The sequence below is a fragment of the Lysobacter sp. MMG2 genome, assembly GCF_016735495.2.
In the GTDB taxonomy this organism is placed as follows: Bacteria; Pseudomonadota; Gammaproteobacteria; order Xanthomonadales; family Xanthomonadaceae; genus Lysobacter_J.
Map to the genome: position 1 here is coordinate 520,637 of NZ_JAERQY020000001.1, position 20,959 is coordinate 541,595.

Sequence of the window (20,959 nt, forward strand, 5' to 3'; positions counted from 1 at the left end):
GGGGCGTCCCGCTGCGGGTGCAACACGGTTCGGCGCCGCATGCAACGGCGCCGGAAAGGCCGTCGGCTGCTAGCCTAGTGGCCCGCTTCGCCGGCCCTTCCGCCGGCGCCACCGCCCCCCGCAGCAGATCCACGATCCATGAGCCAAGCCGAACGGCCGCAAGAACACACGCCCCTGATGAAGCAGTACTTCGCCGCCAAGGCGGACCATCCGGACGTGCTCATGTTCTTCCGGATGGGGGACTTCTACGAGCTGTTCTACGACGACGCCCGCAAGGCGGCGCGGCTGCTGGACATCACGCTGACCCAGCGCGGGCAGTCCGGCGGGCAGCCGATCCCGATGGCCGGCGTCCCGCAACACTCCGCCGAGGGCTACCTGGCCCGCCTGGTCGCGCTGGGCGAATCGGTGGCGATCTGCGAGCAGATCGGCGATCCCGCGCTGGCCAAGGGCATCGTCGAACGCAAGGTGGTGCGCATCGTCACCCCGGGCACGGTGACCGACGAGGCGCTGCTCAACGAGCGCCGCGACACGCTGCTGCTGGCCGTCGCGCGCGGCAAGACCGGCTACGGGCTGGCCTGGGCCGACCTCGCCGGCGGCCGCTTCCTGGTCAACGAAGTGGCCAACGAGGACGCGCTGGAGGCCGAGCTCGCCCGCCTGGAACCGGCCGAAACACTGATGGCCGACGAGGACGGCTGGCCGTCGTGGCTGGCCGAGCGCACCGGCCTGCGCCGTCGCGCGCCGTGGCTGTTCGACGCCGACAGCGGCCGCCGCCAGCTGCTGCGCTTCTTCAACCTGCACGACTTGTCCGGCTTCGGTCTGGAAGACAAGCCGCTGTCGATCGCCGCGGCCGCCGCGCTGCTGGGCTACGTCGAGGAAACGCAGAAGCAGCGCCTGCCGCACCTGACCTCGATCGCCGTGGAATCCGGCGACGGCGCCATCGCGATGAACGCCGCCACGCGCCGTCACCTGGAACTGGACACGCGCGTGGACGGCGATACGCGCCACACGCTGCTGGGCGTGCTGGATTCGACGATCACGCCGATGGGCGGCCGCCTGCTGCGCCGCTGGCTGAATCGTCCGCTGCGCGATCGCGGCGTGCTGCGCCATCGCCAGCAGGCCGTGGCGACGCTGCTGGAATCGCGTGCGGGCGATGATCTTCGCGAACGCTTCCGTGCGCTCGGCGACCTGGAACGCATCCTCTCGCGCATCGCCCTGCGCAGCGCGCGCCCACGCGACCTGTCCACGCTGCGCGATGGCCTGGGCATGCTGCCGGACGTGCGCGCCACGCTCGCGCCGCTGGATTCGCCCTGCCTGGCCGATCTGGCCGCGGAACTGGGCGAACACGACGAACACGCGCACCTGCTCAAGTCGGCGATCGTGCCGCAGCCGCCGGTGCTGGCGCGCGACGGCGGCATCTTCAACGAAGGCTACGACGCCGAACTCGACGAACTGCGCACGCTGTCGACCAACGCCGACCAGTTCCTGATCGACCTGGAAGCGCGCGAGAAGGCCGCCACCGGCATCGCGACGCTCAAGGTCGGCTACAACCGCGTGCACGGCTACTACATCGAAATCAGCAAGGGCCAGGCCGACAAGGCGCCGACGCACTACACGCGTCGGCAGACGCTGACGGGCGCCGAGCGTTACATCACCGAGGAGCTCAAGCAGTTCGAGGACAAGGTGCTGTCGGCGCGCGAACGTTCGCTGGCACGCGAGCGCCTGCTGTACGAACAACTGCTGGATGCGTTGAACGAACGCCTGGAACCGCTCAAGCGCTGCGCCACCGCGATGGCGGAACTCGACGTGCTGACCTGCTTCGCCGAACGCGCGCAGGCACTGGACTGGGCGCAGCCGCAGCTTGTCGACGAACCGGGCCTGCGCATCGAGCGCGGACGTCATCCGGTGGTCGAAGCGGTTCGCAGCGATCCGTTCGAGCCCAACGACCTCATCCTCGGCGAGGATCGCCGCATGCTCGTCATCACCGGCCCGAACATGGGCGGTAAGTCGACCTACATGCGGCAGAACGCGTTGATCGTGCTGCTGGCGCATATCGGCAGTTTCGTGCCGGCTTCGCGCGCCGTGCTCGGGCCGGTGGATCGCATCCTCACCCGCATCGGCGCGGGCGACGACCTCGCGCGCGGGCAGTCGACCTTCATGGTCGAGATGAGCGAGACGAGTTACATCCTGCATCACGCCACGTCGCAGTCGCTGGTGCTGATGGACGAGATCGGCCGCGGCACGTCGACCTACGACGGCCTCGCGCTGGCCGAAGCGTGCGCGCGCCATCTGGCGCATCACAACCGCGCGTACACGCTGTTCGCCACGCACTATTTCGAACTGACGACGCTGGCCGAGCCCGGCAGCGGCATCGCCAATGTGCATCTGGATGCGGTGGAACACGGTGACCAGCTCGTCTTCATGCACGCGGTGAAGGACGGCCCGGCCGATCGCAGCTTCGGTCTGCAAGTCGCGGCGCTCGCCGGTCTGCCCAAGGCGGTGGTGCAGCAGGCGCGCGGCCGCCTGGCCGAGCTGGAGCAGCAAAGTCGCGGCGCGCCCACGCCGTCGCTGGCCCCGGTCGCGCTGGATGCACCGCAGCAATTCGGCCTGTTCGCGCCCTCCTCCGCCGCACTCGACGCGCTGGCGTCGATCGACCCGGACGAGCTGACGCCCAAGCAAGCGCTGGAAGCGCTGTACCGGCTCAAGGCGCTGAGCTGAGCAGAACGATCGAAGACCGCACGTAGCCCAGGTAAGCGAAGCGCACCGGGGTTCCCTGCCGCCGACCCCCGGGTGCGCTTCGCTTACCCGGGCTACTTCACGCCGTGGCCATCCCGCTTGAGGCGCGTTGTTACGTTTTCGTTGTCGCTGCGCGTTTGCCATAGCCGGGACGAATCGAATCGTTCGGATCATTCGATTTCATCTCCCGCCTGAACCTCACTAACGTGTCCCCGCAGGGGTATTCCGTCATCCGCCCGCGTTGCAATGCAGGCAGGCGCCGGCGCGCGGTCGCCCCGTCCTTCGTCGAACACGCACGACCCCAGGCACGCACCCAGGAGAGAGCAGATGTCCCTCGAATCGAAGTGTCCCTTCAAACACACCGTCGGCGGCGGCCGGACCAACCAGCACTGGTGGCCCAACCAGCTTCGTGTCGACCTGCTCCATGACCACTCCTCCAAGTCCAACCCGATGGGCAAGGGCTTCAACTACGCGTCCGAATTCAAGAAGCTCGACTACGCGGCACTGAAGAAGGACCTCGCCGACCTGATGACCGATTCGCAGCCCTGGTGGCCGGCGGACTTCGGCCACTACGGACCGCTCTTCATCCGCATGGCCTGGCACAGCGCCGGCACGTACCGCATCTTCGACGGACGCGGCGGCGGCGGTCGCGGCCAGCAGCGTTTCGCACCGCTCAACAGTTGGCCGGACAACGTGAGCCTGGACAAGGCGCGTCGTCTGCTGTGGCCGATCAAGCGCAAGTACGGCCAGCAGATCTCGTGGGCCGACCTGATGATCCTCACCGGCAACGTCGCGCTGGAGACGATGGGCTTCAAGACCTTCGGCTTCGGCGGCGGACGCGAAGACGTGTGGGAACCCGACCTGGACGTGTTCTGGGGCGAGGAAGAAGAGTGGCTCGGCGATCGCCGTTATTCGGGCGACCGCGAACTCGACAATCCGCTCGGCGCCGTGCAGATGGGCCTGATCTACGTGAATCCGGAAGGTCCCAACGGCAATCCCGATCCGGTCGCGGCCGCGCGCGACATCCGCGAGACGTTCGCGCGCATGGCGATGAACGACGAGGAGACGGTGGCGCTCATCGCCGGCGGCCACACGTTCGGCAAGACACACGGTGCGGGTGATCCGAAGAGCGTGGGCGTGGATCCGGAAGGCGACGACATCGTCGCGCAGGGCCTGGGCTGGCACAGCACGCACGGCACCGGCATCGCCGGCGACGCGATCACCAGCGGCCTGGAAGTGACCTGGACCAGTTCGCCGACGCGCTGGAGCAGCAACTTCCTGTGGAACCTGTTCGGCTACGAATGGGAACTGACCAAGAGCCCCGGCGGCGCGCACCAGTGGCAACCCAAGGGCGGCGCGGGCGCGAACACCGTCCCGGACGCGCACGATCCGGACAAGCGGCGCGCTCCCGCGATGCTGACCACCGACCTCTCGCTCCGCGTGGATCCGGCGTACGAGAAGATCGCGCGGCGTTTCCTGGAACGTCCGGACGAGTTTGCCGATGCATTCGCGCGCGCGTGGTTCAAGCTCACGCATCGCGACATGGGTCCGCGTTCGCGTTACCTCGGTCCGGAAGTGCCGGCCGAAGAACTGATCTGGCAGGACCCGGTCCCCGCCGTCGACCATCCGCTGATCGACGAAGCCGACGCGGATGCGCTGAAGAAGAAGATCCTCGCCTCCGGTCTCACCGTGCCGGAGCTGGTGTCCACCGCGTGGGCGTCGGCATCCTCGTACCGCGGCTCCGACAAGCGCGGCGGTGCGAACGGCGCGCGCATCCGCCTGGCCCCGCAGAAGGACTGGGAGGTCAACCAGCCCGAACGCCTGGCCAAGGTGCTGAAGGTCCTTGAAGGCATCCAGTCCGACTTCAACGGCGGCGGCAAGAAGGTGTCGCTGGCCGACCTGATCGTGCTGGCCGGCAACGCCGGTGTCGAACAGGGCGCGAGGAATGCCGGCCAGGAGGTGACCGTTCCTTTCGCTCCCGGCCGCACCGATGCCTCGCAGGAACAGACCGATGTCGCGTCCTTCTCCGTGCTGGAACCGCATGCCGACGGCTTCCGCAATTACCTCAAGTACAAGGCCGGCGTGCCCGCCGAATCGCAGCTCGTCGACAAGGCGCAGCTGCTCACGTTGACCGGGCCGGAAATGACGGTGCTGGTGGGCGGCATGCGCGCACTCGACACCAACTTCGGCCAGACCGCGCACGGCGTCTTCACCGACCGCCCCGGCACGTTGTCCAACGACTTCTTCGTGAACCTGTTGAGCATGGACACGGAGTGGAAGCCGACGACGGACAACGAAGCGGTGTTCCAGGCATTCGACCGCAAGACCGGCGAAAAGAAGTGGACCGGCACGCGCGTGGACCTCATCTTCGGCTCCCACTCGCAGTTGCGCGCTTTCGCCGAGGTGTACGCCAGCAAGGATGCGGGGAGGAAGTTCGTCGACGACTTCGTCTCTGCGTGGACGAAGGTGATGAACCTGGATCGTTACGACCTGGCCTGACGCAAGTCGGCAAAGCAGAGAAAGAGGCCCGGCGAATTTTCGCCGGGCTTTTTTCTTGCGCGAGAATCTTCACGCCATCACGACGTTTGAACGTCGCGGCGCTAGCATCAACGCCCCCACCTCTCCACGGCCGCGCCATGAACAGCTCACTCACCAACGACCTGCTCAACCAGTTGCAGGGACAGCCGCTGGCCGACATCGGCAATCAGCTCGGCCTCTCGCAGTCGCAGACGGAAGGCGCCGTGTCCGCCGCATTGCCGCTGCTGCTGGGCGCACTGGGCCGCAACGCCAGCCAGCCGCAGGGCGCCGAGGCGCTGTTCGGCGCGTTGCAGCGCGACCACACGGGCCTGGACATCGGCAGCGTGCTGGGCGCGGTGATGGGCGGCGGCGGTCAAGGCGGTTCGATCCTTGGCCACGTGCTCGGCAACCGCCAGCAGAACGCGGCACAGGGACTGGGCGCGGCGACGGGCCTCGGTCAGGGCCAGGCCGGCACGCTGCTGCAGATGCTCGCGCCGCTGGTGATGGCCTACCTCGCCAAGCGCATGTTCGCGGGCAACGGCGCGGGCAACGCACTGGCGGCTTCACCGCAGCAACTGGGCGACGTGCTGGGCCAGGAGCGCCAGTCGATCGCGCAGCAGGGTGGCATCGGCGGCGGCCTGATGGGCGCAGTGCTCGATCGCGACGGCGACGGCGATACCGACTTCTCCGACCTGATCGGCCTGGCAAGCACCTTCCTCGGCGGCGGGCGACGCTGAGACGCCATGCTTCGCCCTCTCTCCGTGAGGAGAGGGGGCATCGCGGTTACAACGCGTCGATGTCGCCCAGCGCGCGGATGAGCCGCCGCGCGCGTTTGTCGGGTTTGGTTTCCGGCGCGCGGTAGCCGGTGCGCTCGGCCACGCGCAGCGCGCGCGCCTGTTCACGCGCGAGGCGTGAGGGCTCGCTTTCGGCATACAGACCCTGTGCGACGCTGGCCGGGCCGCGCGTGTCGCCAAGCCCGCGCACTTCGACTTCGAAGGTTTCCTCGCCTCGCACGATACGCAGCGAATCTCCCACGCGCACCGCGCGTGACGGCTTTGCGCGCTGACCGCCGACGTCGATCTTGCCGGTCTCGATCGCATGCTTGGCCAGCGAGCGCGTCTTGAAGAAGCGCGCCGCCCACAGCCACAGGTCCAGGCGCACGGTCTGCGCGGAAGAATCGATTGCGTCGCTCACTGCAGGTCCGAAGGATCGCCGGTCGTTCGTCATCCAGGTTGGACATCATTATCGCAGCACCGGCGTCGCGGGCGCGCGTGCGATCGGACATGGCGCGCAGTTCGCGGCCTCGGTGCTACCGTGCGGGCCTCTTCACGTCGCCGGATCCGCATCCCGCATGGCGCCCACCACGCACAACCTCACCGAAGGCCCCATCGGCCGCAACCTGCTCGCTTTCGCGCTGCCCATCCTCGCCGGCAACATCGCCCAGTCGCTCAACGGCTCGGTGAACGCGGTCTGGGTCGGCCGCTTCCTCGGCGAGGAAGCCCTCACCGCGACGGCGAACGCCAACAACATCATGTTTTTCCTGATCGGTTCGGTGTTCGGCATCGGCATGGCCGCGACCATCCTGATCGCCCAGGCGATGGGCGCGCGTGACCTCGTGCAGGCGCGGCGCGTGATGGGAACCAGCGCGACTTTCTTCGTCGGGCTTTCGCTGGCCATCGCGGCGATGGGCTGGTGGTTGTCGCGCCATCTGCTGGCGGCGATGGGAACGCCCGAAGCCTCGCTGCATCTGGCCGAGGATTACCTGCAGGTGATCTTCCTGGCGATGCCCGCGTTGTACATGTTCGCCTTCCTTTCGGCGGCGTTGCGGGGCGTGGGCGATTCGCGCACGCCGTTCCGCTTCCTGCTGGTGGCGGTGCTGCTGGACATCGTGCTGAACCCGGTGCTGATCTTCGGCCTGGGACCGTTCCCCAAGCTCGGCATCGCAGGTTCGGCATGGTCGACGCTGCTGTCACAGACGACGACACTGGCCGCGCTGCTGCTGCACCTGCGGCGCAAACGCCATGCGCTGTGGCTGGGGCGGAAGGACGCAGGCATGTTCCGCATCGACGCGACGATCCTTCGCGCGCTCATCGTGAAAGGCGTGCCGATGGGCCTGCAGATGGTGCTCATCTCGCTGGCGATGATCGCGATGATGGCGATGGTCAACCACCACGGCACCGACACCACCGCCGCCTACGGCGCTGCGCTGCAGCTGTGGACCTATGTGCAGATGCCGGCGATGGCGGTGGGCGCGGCATGCTCGTCGATGGCGGCGCAGAACGTCGGCGCGCACCGATGGGATCGCGTGTCGGCGACGGCTCGCGCGGGCGTGCTCATGAACTTCCTGATGACCGGCGCGCTGATCGTCCCGCTGATCGTGCTCGATCGCTGGACGCTGTCGCTCTTCCTTCCGCCGGGCAGCGATGCGCTGGAGATCGCCCGCCACCTCAACCACATTTCGATCTGGTCGTTCCTGTTCTTCGGCGTGACCTTCGTGGTGTCCGGCGTGGTGCGCTCCACCGGCGCTGTCATCCCGCCGCTGCTGATTCTCGCGCTGGCGCTGTGGGGCATCCGCGTGCCCTTCGCGAACCTGATGCAGCCGCACATCGGCGTAGACGCGATCTGGTGGAGCTTCCCCATCAGCGCGGTGTGTTCGATGGTGATGGCGCTGGCGTACTACCGCTACGGCCACTGGCGGCGTGCGCGCATGCTCGTGCCGGACCGTCATGAAGTCGCTGCACCGGCGGAAGTGCCGGCGCAGCCGCCTTCGCCGGTGGCCGATCCCAGTGCGGAACCGGAAGACAAAGCAGTGGAACCGGCCCGCTGACGCGCAGGCTCAGATCGCCACGCCGACTTCGGCGAGGCGTTGCCGCAATCGCGAGAGGTGACTGCCGGGCCAGTAGATCTGGCCGCATGCGCGGCATCGGCTCAGCGAGCCCGCAAGTTCGCCCGGCATGCGTAGCGGCGGTATCGCGCGGCCCCGCTTGTCCGGGCCCGGAGGCGTCGGGTTGCGCACTTCCGGCGGCGTTTCCGGGTCGCGCTCCGGCGGCGCGCGACCGGGATCGCGACGCTGCGGCGCGTTCCCGGGATCACGGCGCTCGCGCTCGCCCGAATCGGGATCGCGCTGCCGTGGCGACGGACGATCGGGGTCGTGTTCGTCCGGTGCGACGCCAAGACGCTCGACTTCGCCGTTGCAGCGCGCGCAACGCGTGAACGGATCGATGCGCGCGTCGAGTTGGAAGCGGTCGCAGACCTCGCGCAGCTGCCGGCGTGGGTCGGTGGCATGCAGGAAGGCGCCGTGCGTGAGTGCGGAGCGCTTGAGCAATCCCGTATCGCGGCTGAGCAGGATGCGGTGCTGGGTGCACGAGATCATCAGGAGCTCATCGTCGTCGTAGTCGTTGCGATAGAGCGTGTCGAAGCCGAGCAGGCGCAGGTACGACGCCAGCCGCCCCAGGTGCACGTCGAGCACGAAACGCGGTTCGCGCAGCGGTCGCGGACGCAGGCGGTTGCCCTCCCCCAGTTCGAAACGCTCGAACATCGGATAGACCGCCACGCGTTCGCCGCCTGTGAGCCGGTGCGTGAAGGGAACGGGTTCATCGTCGACCAGGATCAGATCGACTTCGGTGTGCGGCACGCCCAGCGATTCGATGCGGTCCTTCACCGAAGGCGTGCCGTCGAACGCATGCGTGAAGCTGCGCTTGCGGCGTTCGGGGGCAAGGAAATCGCCGAGTTCCTCGTAGAAGCGGAATTCGCACGATGACTGCGGGCACGGGCGCAACAGGCTGGCCACGACGGCATCCGACGCGCGATCACGCGATCGCAGTGGGCAGGCTACGACGCGCAGTGTCGGCACCGCGGCAAGACGCGCGTTCCGACGCCGGAAACGACGACGGCCGCCCTGAGGCGGCCGTCGGAGCGCGCGGGCGCAAGGCCCGGCAGCGCGGATTACTCGGACTTGGCGTAGGCGGACAGGTCTTCCTTGATGCGCGCCTTCTTGCCCTGCAGACCACGCAGGTAGTACAGCTTGCCCGCGCGCACCTTGCCGCGACGCTTGACGTCGACCGAGGCGATGGTGGCGCTGTGGGTCTGGAACACGCGCTCGACGCCGTAGCCGTGCGAAATCTTGCGCACGGTGAACGAGGAGTTCAGACCGGCGTTCTTGATGCCGATGACCACGCCTTCATAGGCCTGGACGCGCTCGCGGTTGCCTTCCTTGACCTTCACGTTGACGACGATGGTGTCGCCCTGGCTGAAGGACGGAAGCTGGCGCTGGATCTGCTCGGCTTCGAAGTTCTGGACGAGCGTGTGGATGGAGGGCTTGTTCATGGCTTTGGCCTGTTGGAGTCGTTGTAGCGCGAGTGCACGTGGACCCGCGTCTGGCATGGGTGGAGCAAATGGAAGCCGCGGATTATAACGGCATTTTTCCCGACGTGGCTAGTTACGCCGGCCCGGAAAGGCCCTTGGCCGGCCCCGGGACCGGCCCGGCGTCCTCGTCCGCCTCCAGGGCCGCCCGATAGGCCGCCAGGAGCTTGCGGTCGGCCTTGGACAGCGCGGCCTCGTCGATCAGGTCCGGGCGCCGCTGCCAGGTCCGGCCCAGCGACTGCATGCGGCGCCACTTGGCGATCTCGGCGTGGTTTCCCGACATCAGGACCTCGGGCACGCTTCCCAGCTCATGCTCGACCGGCCGGGTGTAGTGCGGGCAGTCCAGCAGGCCGTCCTCGAAGCTGTCCTGCACGGCCGACTCGGCGTCGCCCAGGACGCCCTCGCGCAGCCTGGCCACGGCGTCCACGACCACCGCCGCGGCCAGCTCGCCGCCGGACAGGACGTAGTCGCCGATGGAGATTTCCTCGTCGACCTCGGCGCGGATCAGGCGCTCGTCGATGCCTTCGTAGCGACCACACAGCAGGATCAGGCGCTCGTGCCCGGCCAGCTCGCGCACCTTCGCCTGCGTCAGCGGCGATCCCTGCGGGCTCATGTAGACGACCTTCGCGGGCGCCGGATCGGCCGCGCGGGCCGCGCGCAGGCTGGTACGCAGCGGGTCGATCAGCATCACCATGCCAGGCCCACCGCCGAAGGGACGGTCGTCGACGCGGCGGTAGTTGCCTTCGGCGTAGTCGCGCGGGTTCCAGCCGTGCACCGACAGCAGGCCGCGCTCCACCGCCCGACCCACCACGCCGAACGCCGCGCATTGCGCGACGAAGTCGGGGAATAGGCTGACGATGTCGATGCGCATGGGCCGGGATTCGGGGTTGGAGATTCGGGATTCGATGGCGGAACTGAGGCTACGGCGACGCTTCTGCTTTTGCGAATCCCAAATCCCGAGTTCCCAATCCCGGCTCTCAGAAATCCGGATCCCAATCCACCGTCACCATGCCGGCGCTGAAATCCACCGACACGACGTACTGCGGCTGGACGAAGGGAATCATGCGTTCGCGCTCATCATCGCGCGCGACGAGCACGTCGTTGGCGCCCGTGGCGAACAGGTGCGAGACCGTGCCCAACGGCACGCCGTCCACCGTCACCACGCGCAGGCCTTCCAGATCGACCCAGTAGTACTCGCCTTCGCTCGGCGGCGGCAGCGCGGAACGCGGAACATAGATCTCGGTGCCGCGCATGGCCTCGATGGCGTCGCGGTCGGTGATGTCCGGGAAGGTGGCAACGGTGTACTTGCCGCTTTCCTTGCCGCGCACGCCGCGCACTTCGCGCTCGTTGCCCTGCGTGTCGCGCAGGATCCAGGGCTGGTAGCGGAAGATCGCGCTGCGCGGTTCCGTCCAGGATTCGAGTTTGGCTTCGCCCTTGATGCCAAAAGCGCCGGAAATCCTGCCCAGCAGGATCCGGCGCTCTTGAGATCCGGTGCGCTCCGTGGAGTCGCCCGTCATGGGATCGTGGCCGCGCTTGAAGCGCGGCCCGCGGATCAGGCGGCGGTCGCGGCCTTCGCCGCTTCCTTGTAGATCACGGCGACCTTGTCGGTCAGCTGTGCGCCGTTCTTGATCCAGTGCTGCACGCGCTCGATGTCGAGCTCGACGCGCTTCTCGGCGCCCTGGGCGACCGGGTTGTAGTAGCCCACGCGCTCGATGTTGCGGCCGTCACGGGCGTTGCGGCTGTCGGTGACGATGACGTGATAGAACGGACGCTTCTTGGCGCCGCCGCGGGCGAGACGAATCTTGACCATGGTTCGGTGTTTCCTGTGTTGCCCAGCTGCCGGGATGGCAGGGTAAGCCGGCAAGTATAAGCCATTGATCGGGGTGGGGAAACCCCGGTCCGGGCGCGACGCCACGGTCCACGCCCCTTAGCCAAGAGGCGGTTCGCCCCGCAGGCGCGAATGGGCGGGGCATGGAGGCGCACTGGTTGGGGTCCAGGGTCTGCTCAGCAAACCCCGGGGGGAGTTCCGGCCAAGCCGGAAACTCAGCGGAACGGCATCCCGCCGCGGGCGCCCATCATGCCCTTCATGCCGCGCATCAGGCCCTTCATGCCGCCGCCGGACAGCTTGGACATCATCTTTTCCATCTGCTGGAACTGCTTCATCAGCTTGTTGACGTCCGCAGGCGTCATGCCGGCGCCCTTGGCGATGCGGGCGCGGCGCGAGCCGTTCAGCAAACCCGGATTGCGGCGCTCCTTCTTGGTCATCGAATTGATGATGGCCACCATGCGCGGCACTTCCTTGCCCGTGACCTGGCTCTTCACCGAGTCCGGGATCTGCCCCATGCCCGGCAGCTTGTCCATGAGGCCGTGAAGGCCGCCCATGTTCTGCATCTGCTCGAGCTGGTCGCGCATGTCGTTGAGGTCGAACTTCTTGCCCTTGGCGACCTTCTCGGCGAGCTTCTGCGCCTTGTCCTTGTCGACCTGCTGCTCGACCTGCTCGACCAGCGACAGCACGTCACCCATGTCGAGGATGCGGCTGGCGATGCGGTCCGGGTGGAAGACGTCCAAGCCGTCGGGCTTCTCGCCCACGCCGATGAACTTGATCGGGCGCTGGGTGATGTAGCGCACGCTCAATGCGGCACCACCGCGCGCGTCGCCGTCGGTCTTGGTGAGCACCACGCCCGTCAGCGGCAGCGCTTCGCCGAAATGCTTGGCGGTGACGGCGGCGTCCTGGCCGGTCATGGAATCCACGACGAACAGCGTTTCCACCGGATTGACCGCGGCGTGCAGCGCCTTGATCTCGGCCATCATCGCGTCGTCGATGCTGGTGCGGCCGGCGGTGTCGACCAGCAGCACGTCGACGTAGGACTTGCGGGCGTCGTCGATGGCCGCCTTGACGATGGCTTCGGGCTTCTGATCGGCGCTGGACGGGAAGAACAGCACGTCGACCTGCTGGGCGAGCGTCTTGAGCTGCTCGATCGCGGCCGGACGGTAGACGTCGGCCGACACCACCATCACCTTCTTCTTGCGCTTTTCCTTCAGGTGCTTGGCGAGCTTGCCGACGGTGGTCGTCTTGCCCGCGCCCTGCAGGCCGGCCATCAGGATGACCGCCGGAGCCGGCACGTTGAGGTTGAGGTCGGCGGCCTGGGAGCCCATCACCGCCGTCATCTCGTCGCGCACGACCTTGATCAGCGCCTGGCCCGGGGTCAGCGACTTGAGCACCTCCTGGCCGACCGCGCGCACCTTGATGCGCTCGATCAGCGCCTGCACGACCGGCAGGGCGACGTCGGCCTCCAGCAGCGCGATGCGCACCTCGCGCAGCGACTCGCGGATGTTCTCCTCGGTCAGGCGGCCGCGGCCGCGCAGGCGCTCGATGGTGCCGGACAGGCGCTGGGTAAGGGATTCGAACATGCGGGCGCCACCTGGGTGGAAGCAGAAAACGGGGCGCGAAGTATAGCCCTTCGCCAACTGCGACCGACTGCGCAACCGGCCCGCTGCGGTTCGTCTCGCCGCTGTGCGACACTGCGGCGATGACAATCGTTCTCATCGCCATCGTTCTGTATCTGATCGCGACCGCCCTTCTCGTCGGCGGCGTGCGCCAGGACCGGCCCCACCCGTCGCGCCTGTGGCTGTTCCCCGCCGTAGGCGGCGTGGTGCTGCACGCGCTCGCGCACCTGATCGCCTGGCGCACCAGCGGCGGGGCGGACATGCATTTCTACGCGGCGCTGTCCCTGGTGGGGCTGGGCATGGCGGCCCTGACGACGCTGGTCGGCGGCGGCGGACGGATGGCCGCGCTGGGAGTGGTCGTCTTCCCGATCGCGGCCCTGGCGCTGTTCGGCTACCACCATCACGGCCACCTGCTGGGCGAGCAGCTCGACTGGCGCCTGCAACTGCACGCCTGGCTGGCGCTGCTGGCCTACGCAACCCTGGCGATCGCCGCGTTGCTGGCAGTGATGTCGTGGGCCCAGGAGCGCGCCCTGCGCCGGCGCGAGTTCCACCGGTGGCTGCGCGCCCTGCCCCCGCTGGTCGAGCTCGAAACCCTGCTGTTCCGCACCATCGCGGTCGGCTTCGCCCTGCTCACGGCGACGCTGCTGACCGGCCTGCTGTTCGTGGAAAACCTGTTCGCCCAGCACCTGGTGCACAAAACGGTGCTGAGCGTGCTGTCGTGGCTGTTGTTCGGCGGGCTGCTGCTGGGCCGCTGGCGCTACGGCTGGCGCGGCGCCACGGCGGTGCGCTGGACCCTGGCCGCGATGGCGCTCCTGATCCTGGCCTTCTTCGGCAGCAAGTTCGTCCTCGAACTGGTCCTCCGCCGCCCCACCTGACCCCCGTTCAGCTTTAGGCCCATCGCTGCAACACGGCATATCCATTGCTGAAACAATATTTGCATTGACAAATATTGCGCGGGCGAAGAATATGCCCGCCCATGTCCAAGTCCCTACCCCCGTCCGCCTGCAGCGGCTCGACGCTGGGCCTGCTGTTCCGGCAGGTCCGCGATGCCATGTGGGCGCGCATGGAGCACGAACTGGCCGCCGCCGGCCATGAGCTCACCTTCAGCCAGTACATCGCGTTGAAGAAGCTGTCCGACGGTCCGCATGGCGTCACCGACCTCGCCCGCGCCGCCGAGCTCAACCCCGGCGCAATGACGCGCCTGCTCGACAAGCTGGAAGCGCGTGGGCTGGTGGCCCGCGTGGCCGACCCGGCCGACCGGCGCGCGCTGAACATCAACCTGACGCCAGCCGGTCAGGCGATGTGGCAGGACGTGAACCAGTGCGGCCAGCGCGTGCGCGAGCGGGCGATGCAAGGCATGGACGACGCCGAACGCGCGCAGCTCACCCGCATGCTCGAGCAGGTGCGCGACAACCTTTCCCTTTCCGACTCCTGACCATGGCCCATTCCTTCCCCCGCCCGCCTCGCGGGCTGAAGCCCGTGCCGTTGAAGCACGCGTTGTCTGCGATGGCCATCGCGCTGATCGTCGCGGGTTGCGCCAGTTCGCGCGGCCTGGTCCCCGAAGGCCGCCCGCTCGAAGCGGACAGCCTCCAGGCACAGCGTTCCTTCGCAGATGCGAACGTTTCCGCCGCGGCATTCCCGACGCAGGACTGGTGGACTTCGCTGGGCGACGCGCAACTTGATGCGCTCATCAACGAAGCCCTGCAAGGCACGCCGGGCCTCGATGCCGCCGATGCACGCGTGCGCCAAGCCGTCGCGCAGGCCGGTCTTGCCGACGCGGAACGCAAGCCGACGCTGGGCGCGAGCGCGCAGTACTCCGGCGTGCAGATTCCCGAAACCGTCGCGCCCGAACCGTTCGGCGGTTCCTACCAGGGCGTCGGTCTGCTGAGCCTGAACTTCAAATACACCTTCGACCTGTGGGGCGGTGAAAAGGCCAAGTGGCAGGCCGCCCTCGGACAGGCGCGCGCGGCGGAAGTCGATGCGCAGGCTGCGCGCTTGACGCTCTCGTCGAACATCGCCCGCGCCTATGTCGCATTGGCCCAGGCGTTCGACGCGAACGACGTGGCCAAGGCCGATCACGATCGCGCTTCGCGCCTGCTTGAACTGGGCCGCCAGCGCGTCGCCGCCGGCCTGGATAATCAGTTGCAGATCCGCCAGGCCGAAAGCGCCGTCGCCAGCGCGCAGCAGCAGATCCAGGCCAGCGAGCACGAGATCGAAACCACGCGCAACGCGATCGCCGCGCTGCTGGGCAAGGGCCCGGATCGCGGCCGCGACATCGCGCGTCCGACCGTCCTCAGCACGTCCACGCCGACGCTTCCGTCGGTGCTGCCGAGCGAACTTCTCGGCCATCGCCCCGACGTCGTCGCCGCGCGCTGGCGCGTGGAAGCCGCGCAGCACGGCATCAAGGCGAGCAAGGCCGCGTTCTATCCGACCATCAACCTGAGCGCGCTGGCAGGCCTCGCCGCCGGAAACCTCGGCGATCTGTTCAGCAGCGACGCGCTTCTGTTGCAGGGCGGCCCGGCGATCAGCCTGCCGATCTTCGACGGCGGCCGGCTGCGTAACAACCTCGCCAACAGCGATGCGACGTACGACCTCGCGGTGGCGAACTACAACCAGTCGCTGGTCGGCGCGCTGCGTGAAGTCGCCGACGCCGTGCATTCGGCGCGCTCGCTCGACGCGCAGATCGTCTCTGCCACGCAGGCGCGCGATGCCGCGCAGAGCGCATGGGATATCGCGACCTCGCGCTACAAGGCCGGCCTGGGCACGCAGCTCGACGTCCTCGCCGCGCAACGCCCGTTGCTCGAAAGCGACCGCCAGCTCACCGTGCTGCGCGCGCAGCGCCTGGCCGCTTCCGTCGACCTCGACCGCGCGCTCGGCGGCGGTCTGGTCCTGACTTCTCCTTCTCCGAATTCCGACTCCGACATCGCCAAGGCCGCAACGCCATGACCACCGAACCCAATCCCAACGCGCCGACCGCGAAGGCGCCCGCGCCGCAATCCAACGGCAAGCGCAAGAAGGCGCTGACGATCCTCGCCGCCGTCGTGGCCCTGGCGGGCATCGGCTGGTCGGCGTGGTACGTGCTTGTCGCACGCTTCCACGAAGACACCGACGACGCCTACGTGCAGGGCAACGTCGTCAGCATCGTCCCGCAGACGCAGGGCACGGTGGTGAGCATCGACGCCGACGACGGCATGAAGGTCGAAGCCGGCCAGCCGCTCGTGCATCTGGATCCGAACGATGCGCGCGTCGCCTACGACCAGGCTGTCGCCAACCTCGCCAACACCGTGCGCCAGGTGCGCGGCCTGTACAGCACCGTCGAAGCAGGCGCCGCCGATCTGGCCGCACGCGAAGCGCAGGTCGCGCGCGCGCGCGCCGACCTCCAGCGTCGCGAAGGCCTCGTCAGCAACGGCGCCGTGTCGGCCGAAGAACTTGCGCATGCGCGCAACGAACTGGCCGTGCTCGAAGCCGGGCTGCGCGCCTCCAGCGGCAATCTGTCGCGCAATCGCGCGCTCGTCGACGCCACCACCGTCGGCAGCCAGCCGCAGGTCGAAGCCGCCGCGTCGCAACTGCGCCAGGCGTATCTCAACCTCCAGCGCACCGCGATCGTCGCGCCGGTCTCCGGCTACGTCGCCAAGCGCCAGGTGCAACTCGGCCAGCGCGTGCAGCCGGGCGTCAACCTGATGACGATCGTCCCGCTGGAACAGCTGTGGGTGGAGGCGAACTTCAAGGAAACGCAGCTGGCGAAGATGCGCATCGGCCAGCCGGTGAAGGTGCATGCCGACCTGTACGGCGGCGACGTCGAGTTCGACGGCAAGGTCGCCGCGCTGGGCATGGGCACGGGCAGCGCGTTCTCGCTGCTGCCGGCGCAGAACGCCAGCGGCAACTGGATCAAGATCGTGCAGCGCGTGCCGGTGCGCATCGAGATCGAGCCCAAGCAGTTGGCCGACCACCCGCTGCGCCTGGGCCTGAGCATGCACACCGACGTCACCGTGCGCGACCAGACCGGCCCCGTGCTGGCCGCCGCGCGCAAGGACGACAAGCCGCTGTTCACCACCGCCGCGTACGAGAAGCAGCTCAATGATGCGAACGCGCTGATCGACAAGGTGATCCGCGAGAACCTGCCGGCCACGCGCCAGGGCTGATCGCCCGATCGCACCCTCACTCGTTCCACTGGTTTTGCCGTCATGCCCGCGAATGCGGGCATCCAGAGACTCCTCCCTCCCCCGAACAGTCACTGGATTCCCGCGTTGGCGGGAATGACGGCCCTTCCTTCCCGCCGTGCCTAGCCGCGCGTCGAACACGCCAAGACCCACGCCATGTCCACCATCGCGCAACAGGAAGAGGAGATGGGCTTGCCGGTCACGCCGGAGCCCAAGCAAGCCTTCCGCCCACCCAACATCGCGTTGACGACCGTCGGCCTTGCGCTGGCGTCGTTCATGCAGGTGCTCGACACCACCATCGCCAACGTCTCGCTACCGACCATCTCCGGCAATCTCGGCGCAAGCGCCAACCAGGCGACGTGGGTCATCACGTCCTTCGCGGTGAGCAACGCCATCGCGCTGCCGCTCACCGGCTTCCTCACACGCCGCTACGGCGAGCGCAAGCTGTTCACCTGGGCCACGCTCGCCTTCGTGATCGCGTCGCTGCTGTGCGGCCTGGCCAATTCGATGGGCCTGCTGGTCGCCGCGCGTGCGCTGCAGGGTTTCGTCGCCGGCCCGATGTACCCGGTCACGCAGGCGCTGCTGATCTCGATCTATCCACCGCACAAACGCGGACAGGCGATCGCACTGCTGGCGATGGTGACCGTCGTGGCGCCGATCGCGGGCCCGATCCTCGGCGGCTGGATCACCGACAACTACAGCTGGGAGTGGATCTTCTTCATCAACGTGCCCATCGGCATCTTCTCCAGCATTGTGGTCGGACGGCAGCTCAAGGGCCGCCCCGAGCGGCTGGAGAAGCCGAAGATGGACTACATCGGCCTGGCGACGCTGGTGCTGGGCGTGGGCGCGCTGCAGATCATGCTCGACCTGGGCAACGACGAGGACTGGTTCAACTCGACCAAGATCGTGTGGCTGACCGTGATCGCGGTGATCGCGCTGGCGGTGTTCGTGATCTGGGAACTCACCGAGAAGGACCCCATCGTCAACCTGCGCCTGTTCCGCCATCGAAACTTCGCCAGCGGCACGGCAGCGATGGTGATGGCGTACTCGGCGTTCTTCAGCGTGGGCCTGCTGGTGCCGTTGTGGCTGCAACGCAACCTGGGCTACACGCCGATCTGGGCCGGTTACGCGAGCGCGCCGATCGGCATCCTGCCAGTGCTGTTGACGCCACTGGTGGGCAAGTACGCGCCCAAGACCGACCTGCGCGTGTTGGCGACATTCGCCTTCATCGTGATGGCGGCCACCAGCTTCTACCGATCCGGCTTCAACCTCGACGTGGACTTCCAGCGCGTGGCCGAAGTGCAGCTATGGCAGGGCCTGGGCGTGGCGCTGTTCTTCATGCCGGTGCTCACGATATTGCTGTCGGACCTGGAACCGCACGAGATCGCCGCGGGCTCGGGCCTTGCGACATTCGTGCGCACGCTCGGCGGCAGCTTCGCGGCGTCCCTCACGACGTGGGCGTGGAACCAGCGCAGCACGATCCACCATGCGCGCCTGACCGAGAACATCAGCGCCTACGACCCGGCGATGCAGCAGACGGTCGCCGCACTGGGCCAGGGCGACACGCAGCGCGGCGCATTGGCGCTGAACCAGATGATCTCGCAGCAGGCGGTGCAGATCGGCTTCAACGAGATCTTCCACCTGCTGGGCATCCTGTTCCTGGTGGTGATCGTGTTCGTGTGGTTCGCCAAGCCGCCGTTCGCGGCGAAGATGGGCGGCGGCGGCGCGGCCGCCGCGGGCGGACACTGAGTCGCGGGATCGAAGGAAAGGGCCGGGAAACCGGCCCTTTTCGTTTCGCGGGCCGGGCCGGCTCGCGCATTGCGTTGTAACGAGCATCCGATCGCGTCAGCGCCTCGATGCCTCACTACGTCCTCACCCTCTCCTGCCCCGACCGTCCCGGCATCGTCAACGCCGTGACCGGGCACCTGCTTCGGTACGAGGGCAACATCCTCGAAGCGCAGCAATACAACGACCGGGAAACCGACCGCTTCTTCATGCGCACGGTGTTCGCGCTGGCGGCCGGATCCATCGCCGAAGTGCGCGATGGCTTCGACTCGCTAGCCCGGGCCTTCCGCATGGAATGGTCGCTGCGCGATCGCGACGTGCCGCGCCGCGTGATGCTGCTGGCGTCGAAGTTCGACCATTGTCTGGCAGACGTGCTCTATCGCTGGCGCATCGGCGAACTGCCGATGGAGATCACCGCCGTCGTCGCCAACCATCCGCGCGAGACGTATCGGCACCTGGACTTCGACGGCATTCCCTTTCATCACCTTGCGGTCGAAAAGGGACGCAAGCACGAGCAGGAAGCGGCTCTGTCCGCGCTCATTGACCAGACCGGCACGGAACTGGTCGTGCTCGCGCGCTACATGCAGGTGCTCTCCTGCGATCTGGCGAAGAAGCTCACCGGGCGCTGCATCAACATCCACCACTCCTTCCTGCCGGGCTTCAAGGGCGCGCGTCCGTACCACCAGGCGCACGCGCGCGGAGTGAAGCTGATCGGGGCGACCGCGCATTTCGTCACCGCCGACCTGGACGAGGGCCCGATCATCGAGCAGGACACGCAGCGCGTCAGTCATCACGACACACCCGACGACCTGGTCCGGATCGGACGCGACATCGAGCGGCGTGTACTGGCGCAGGCGCTGCGTTATTGGCTGGACGACCGCATCCTGCTCAACGGCCATCGCACGGTTGTGTTCGCGGTGTGAAGGCCTGGGCGTTCAAATTTCGGACACGCCCGCGCGAGTAAGTTCGGGGCATGGCTGCCGTCCGCTGGATCCTGCTGATTTGGCTGGGCACCGTCGTTCTCTCGACGTTCCTGGTCAGCTGGGTGGTGCTGTGGCACCGCCTGGCCTTGCAGCGCGAGGCCTGGCGATTGCAGTCGGCGTTCGACGCCCTGAGTTTCGATACGCCCCAAGGTCCGGTGTGCGGCGATGCGCTCACCGTGGTGAAGATCGCCTACCAACTGGACAATCACGCCGCTTCACCGCGCGCGCCGGTGGGATACGAGGAGCCGTGGGATTCGCTGTGGTATGCCGCGGGTCCGGGGCCGAGTTACTTCGTCGCCATCTGCAGCACCGACGTGCGCGATCACGCACCGCACTGGTGCGTGCGTGCCTTGGACGAGCCGCGCATGCGCGCGGCTATCAGCGGCGACCGGCAGGCGGAAATGCTGGCCTTCGGCGAGGCGATCGAAGCCTGAGAGGATCGACCACTCCGGCGCGCGTGACTAGAATCGCCCGCTACGCCGCAGGACGCGGCTGGGGGACGTCATGGGGTACCGGCTTTCGGGGAAGGTGGTGTTCGTCCTGCATCTGATGGCGCTGGCGCTGATCAGCGCGGCGTTCGCCAACATCGGCGGCAGCGGCTGGCTTCCGCCGGTGCTGTGGTTGATCGCCGCCTGGTTGCAATGGATGCTGACCACGCCCGGTGCGATGCGCGACATCGTGGGCGGACGCAGAATGCGCCTGCACAGGAACGTGGAGCAGAACGGCTGGGAGCATTGGGGCCATGCGCGCCGCCGCGACTGGGACCGCAAGGGCCGACAGTCTCGGATCTTCCTGCACATCGGATGTTTCGCGATCGCGCTGTTCTTCTTCGCCCAAGACCACGGGACGCGCTGGGGCGCGGCGCTGCTTGCGACTGCGTTTTCGCTGGGCGTGGAAATCGGATTCCGCGCGTTCATGACCGGCGACGCGTCGCAGTGGCGGCGCTACACGCGACGCTCGTCCTGACGCGAG

General features: G+C 67.7%; 19 protein-coding genes. 12 read left to right on the plus strand and 7 right to left on the minus strand.

Annotated elements, in window-relative coordinates:
- The first annotated feature begins 177 nt into the window (after positions 1-177).
- The 3 genes from mutS to JI752_RS02275 all read left to right on the plus strand — a co-directional run bounded on the left by mutS (position 178) and on the right by JI752_RS02275 (position 5,987).
- A complete protein-coding gene (mutS, locus tag JI752_RS02265; RefSeq protein WP_216958574.1) occupies positions 178-2,715 on the plus strand; it encodes a DNA mismatch repair protein MutS in 2,538 nt (845 codons plus the stop codon).
- Positions 2,716-3,060: 345 nt separating this feature from the next.
- A complete protein-coding gene (katG, locus tag JI752_RS02270) occupies positions 3,061-5,232 on the plus strand; it encodes a catalase/peroxidase HPI (protein ID WP_216958577.1) in 2,172 nt (723 codons plus the stop codon).
- A gap of 137 nt (positions 5,233-5,369) precedes the next feature.
- Positions 5,370-5,987, plus strand: a complete 618-nt coding sequence (locus JI752_RS02275; protein ID WP_216958580.1) for a DUF937 domain-containing protein — start codon at positions 5,370-5,372, stop codon at positions 5,985-5,987.
- Between the two features lie 46 nt (positions 5,988-6,033).
- Here JI752_RS02275 and JI752_RS02280 read toward each other — a convergent pair whose 3' ends face one another.
- Complete coding sequence (locus tag JI752_RS02280; protein WP_342315185.1) at positions 6,034-6,444, minus strand: RNA-binding S4 domain-containing protein; 411 nt, start codon at positions 6,442-6,444, stop codon at positions 6,034-6,036.
- A gap of 157 nt (positions 6,445-6,601) precedes the next feature.
- Between JI752_RS02280 and JI752_RS02285 the strand changes: the two genes are divergently transcribed.
- A complete protein-coding gene (locus tag JI752_RS02285; protein WP_216958583.1) occupies positions 6,602-8,077 on the plus strand; it encodes an MATE family efflux transporter in 1,476 nt (491 codons plus the stop codon).
- A 9-nt stretch (positions 8,078-8,086) separates the two neighbouring features.
- On the opposite strand, the gene JI752_RS02290 is transcribed toward JI752_RS02285, so the two are convergent.
- From JI752_RS02290 to ffh, 6 genes are all read right to left on the minus strand, one after another.
- Entirely contained in the window at positions 8,087-9,040 is a 954-nt protein-coding gene (locus JI752_RS02290) for a Mut7-C ubiquitin/RNAse domain-containing protein (RefSeq protein ID WP_216958585.1), read from the minus strand.
- A gap of 155 nt (positions 9,041-9,195) precedes the next feature.
- On the minus strand, positions 9,196-9,576 hold the full coding sequence (gene rplS, locus JI752_RS02295) for a 50S ribosomal protein L19 (protein WP_216958587.1): 381 nt from the start codon (positions 9,574-9,576) through the stop codon (positions 9,196-9,198).
- A 112-nt stretch (positions 9,577-9,688) separates the two neighbouring features.
- Complete coding sequence (gene trmD, locus JI752_RS02300) at positions 9,689-10,483, minus strand: tRNA (guanosine(37)-N1)-methyltransferase TrmD (protein WP_216958588.1); 795 nt, start codon at positions 10,481-10,483, stop codon at positions 9,689-9,691.
- Positions 10,484-10,589: 106 nt separating this feature from the next.
- A complete protein-coding gene (gene rimM, locus JI752_RS02305) occupies positions 10,590-11,129 on the minus strand; it encodes a ribosome maturation factor RimM (RefSeq protein ID WP_216958590.1) in 540 nt (179 codons plus the stop codon).
- Positions 11,130-11,164: 35 nt separating this feature from the next.
- The gene (gene rpsP, locus JI752_RS02310; protein WP_216958593.1) at positions 11,165-11,422 is read right to left on the minus strand and encodes a 30S ribosomal protein S16; all 258 of its coding nucleotides are present in this window, start codon (positions 11,420-11,422) and stop codon (positions 11,165-11,167) included.
- A gap of 233 nt (positions 11,423-11,655) precedes the next feature.
- Positions 11,656-13,023 (minus strand): signal recognition particle protein, encoded by a 1,368-nt coding sequence (ffh, locus tag JI752_RS02315; protein WP_216958595.1) that lies wholly within the window; start codon positions 13,021-13,023, stop codon positions 11,656-11,658.
- A gap of 119 nt (positions 13,024-13,142) precedes the next feature.
- On the opposite strand from ffh, the gene ccsA reads away from it, so the two are divergent.
- The 8 genes from ccsA to JI752_RS02355 all read left to right on the plus strand — a co-directional run bounded on the left by ccsA (position 13,143) and on the right by JI752_RS02355 (position 20,953).
- Positions 13,143-13,934 (plus strand): cytochrome c biogenesis protein CcsA, encoded by a 792-nt coding sequence (ccsA, locus tag JI752_RS02320; protein WP_216958612.1) that lies wholly within the window; start codon positions 13,143-13,145, stop codon positions 13,932-13,934.
- A 101-nt stretch (positions 13,935-14,035) separates the two neighbouring features.
- Positions 14,036-14,494 carry a MarR family transcriptional regulator gene (locus JI752_RS02325; RefSeq protein WP_216958616.1) on the plus strand — a complete coding sequence of 153 codons (459 nt, stop codon included), beginning with the start codon at positions 14,036-14,038 and terminating at the stop codon, positions 14,492-14,494.
- Positions 14,495-14,496: 2 nt separating this feature from the next.
- A complete protein-coding gene (locus tag JI752_RS02330) occupies positions 14,497-16,005 on the plus strand; it encodes an efflux transporter outer membrane subunit (protein WP_216958619.1) in 1,509 nt (502 codons plus the stop codon).
- Complete coding sequence (locus JI752_RS02335) at positions 16,002-17,201, plus strand: efflux RND transporter periplasmic adaptor subunit (protein WP_216958623.1); 1,200 nt, start codon at positions 16,002-16,004, stop codon at positions 17,199-17,201. The genes JI752_RS02330 and JI752_RS02335 overlap by 4 nt, the downstream gene beginning before the upstream one ends.
- 204 nt (positions 17,202-17,405) lie before the next feature.
- Positions 17,406-18,968 (plus strand): DHA2 family efflux MFS transporter permease subunit, encoded by a 1,563-nt coding sequence (locus JI752_RS02340; protein WP_254200307.1) that lies wholly within the window; start codon positions 17,406-17,408, stop codon positions 18,966-18,968.
- Positions 18,969-19,075: 107 nt separating this feature from the next.
- Positions 19,076-19,927: a formyltetrahydrofolate deformylase gene (gene purU / locus JI752_RS02345; RefSeq protein ID WP_216958629.1), complete on the plus strand. Its 852-nt coding sequence runs from the start codon at positions 19,076-19,078 to the stop codon at positions 19,925-19,927.
- Between the two features lie 50 nt (positions 19,928-19,977).
- Entirely contained in the window at positions 19,978-20,421 is a 444-nt protein-coding gene (locus tag JI752_RS02350) for a hypothetical protein (RefSeq protein ID WP_216958632.1), read from the plus strand.
- A gap of 97 nt (positions 20,422-20,518) precedes the next feature.
- Positions 20,519-20,953, plus strand: coding sequence for a hypothetical protein (locus JI752_RS02355; protein ID WP_216958635.1), 435 nt, complete (start codon positions 20,519-20,521; stop codon positions 20,951-20,953).
- Positions 20,954-20,959 lie beyond the last annotated feature (6 nt).

Excerpts from the sequence above, each read along its gene's own strand:
- JI752_RS02335 (WP_216958623.1), top strand. The coding sequence starts at position 16,002 with ATGACCACCGAACCCAATCCCAACGCGCCGACCGCGAAGGCGCCCGCG.
- JI752_RS02330 (WP_216958619.1), top strand. The coding sequence starts at position 14,497 with ATGGCCCATTCCTTCCCCCGCCCGCCTCGCGGGCTGAAGCCCGTGCCG.
- katG (WP_216958577.1), top strand. The coding sequence starts at position 3,061 with ATGTCCCTCGAATCGAAGTGTCCCTTCAAACACACCGTCGGCGGCGGC.
- JI752_RS02285 (WP_216958583.1), top strand. The coding sequence starts at position 6,602 with ATGGCGCCCACCACGCACAACCTCACCGAAGGCCCCATCGGCCGCAAC.
- rplS (WP_216958587.1), bottom strand. The coding sequence starts at position 9,576 with ATGAACAAGCCCTCCATCCACACGCTCGTCCAGAACTTCGAAGCCGAG.
- trmD (WP_216958588.1), bottom strand. The coding sequence starts at position 10,483 with ATGCGCATCGACATCGTCAGCCTATTCCCCGACTTCGTCGCGCAATGC.
- JI752_RS02275 (WP_216958580.1), top strand. The coding sequence starts at position 5,370 with ATGAACAGCTCACTCACCAACGACCTGCTCAACCAGTTGCAGGGACAG.
- ffh (WP_216958595.1), bottom strand. The coding sequence starts at position 13,023 with ATGTTCGAATCCCTTACCCAGCGCCTGTCCGGCACCATCGAGCGCCTG.
- mutS (WP_216958574.1), top strand. The coding sequence starts at position 178 with ATGAAGCAGTACTTCGCCGCCAAGGCGGACCATCCGGACGTGCTCATG.
- JI752_RS02325 (WP_216958616.1), top strand. The coding sequence starts at position 14,036 with ATGTCCAAGTCCCTACCCCCGTCCGCCTGCAGCGGCTCGACGCTGGGC.
- rpsP (WP_216958593.1), bottom strand. The coding sequence starts at position 11,422 with ATGGTCAAGATTCGTCTCGCCCGCGGCGGCGCCAAGAAGCGTCCGTTC.
- JI752_RS02340 (WP_254200307.1), top strand. The coding sequence starts at position 17,406 with ATGGGCTTGCCGGTCACGCCGGAGCCCAAGCAAGCCTTCCGCCCACCC.
- purU (WP_216958629.1), top strand. The coding sequence starts at position 19,076 with ATGCCTCACTACGTCCTCACCCTCTCCTGCCCCGACCGTCCCGGCATC.
- rimM (WP_216958590.1), bottom strand. The coding sequence starts at position 11,129 with ATGACGGGCGACTCCACGGAGCGCACCGGATCTCAAGAGCGCCGGATC.
- ccsA (WP_216958612.1), top strand. The coding sequence starts at position 13,143 with ATGACAATCGTTCTCATCGCCATCGTTCTGTATCTGATCGCGACCGCC.
- JI752_RS02350 (WP_216958632.1), top strand. The coding sequence starts at position 19,978 with ATGGCTGCCGTCCGCTGGATCCTGCTGATTTGGCTGGGCACCGTCGTT.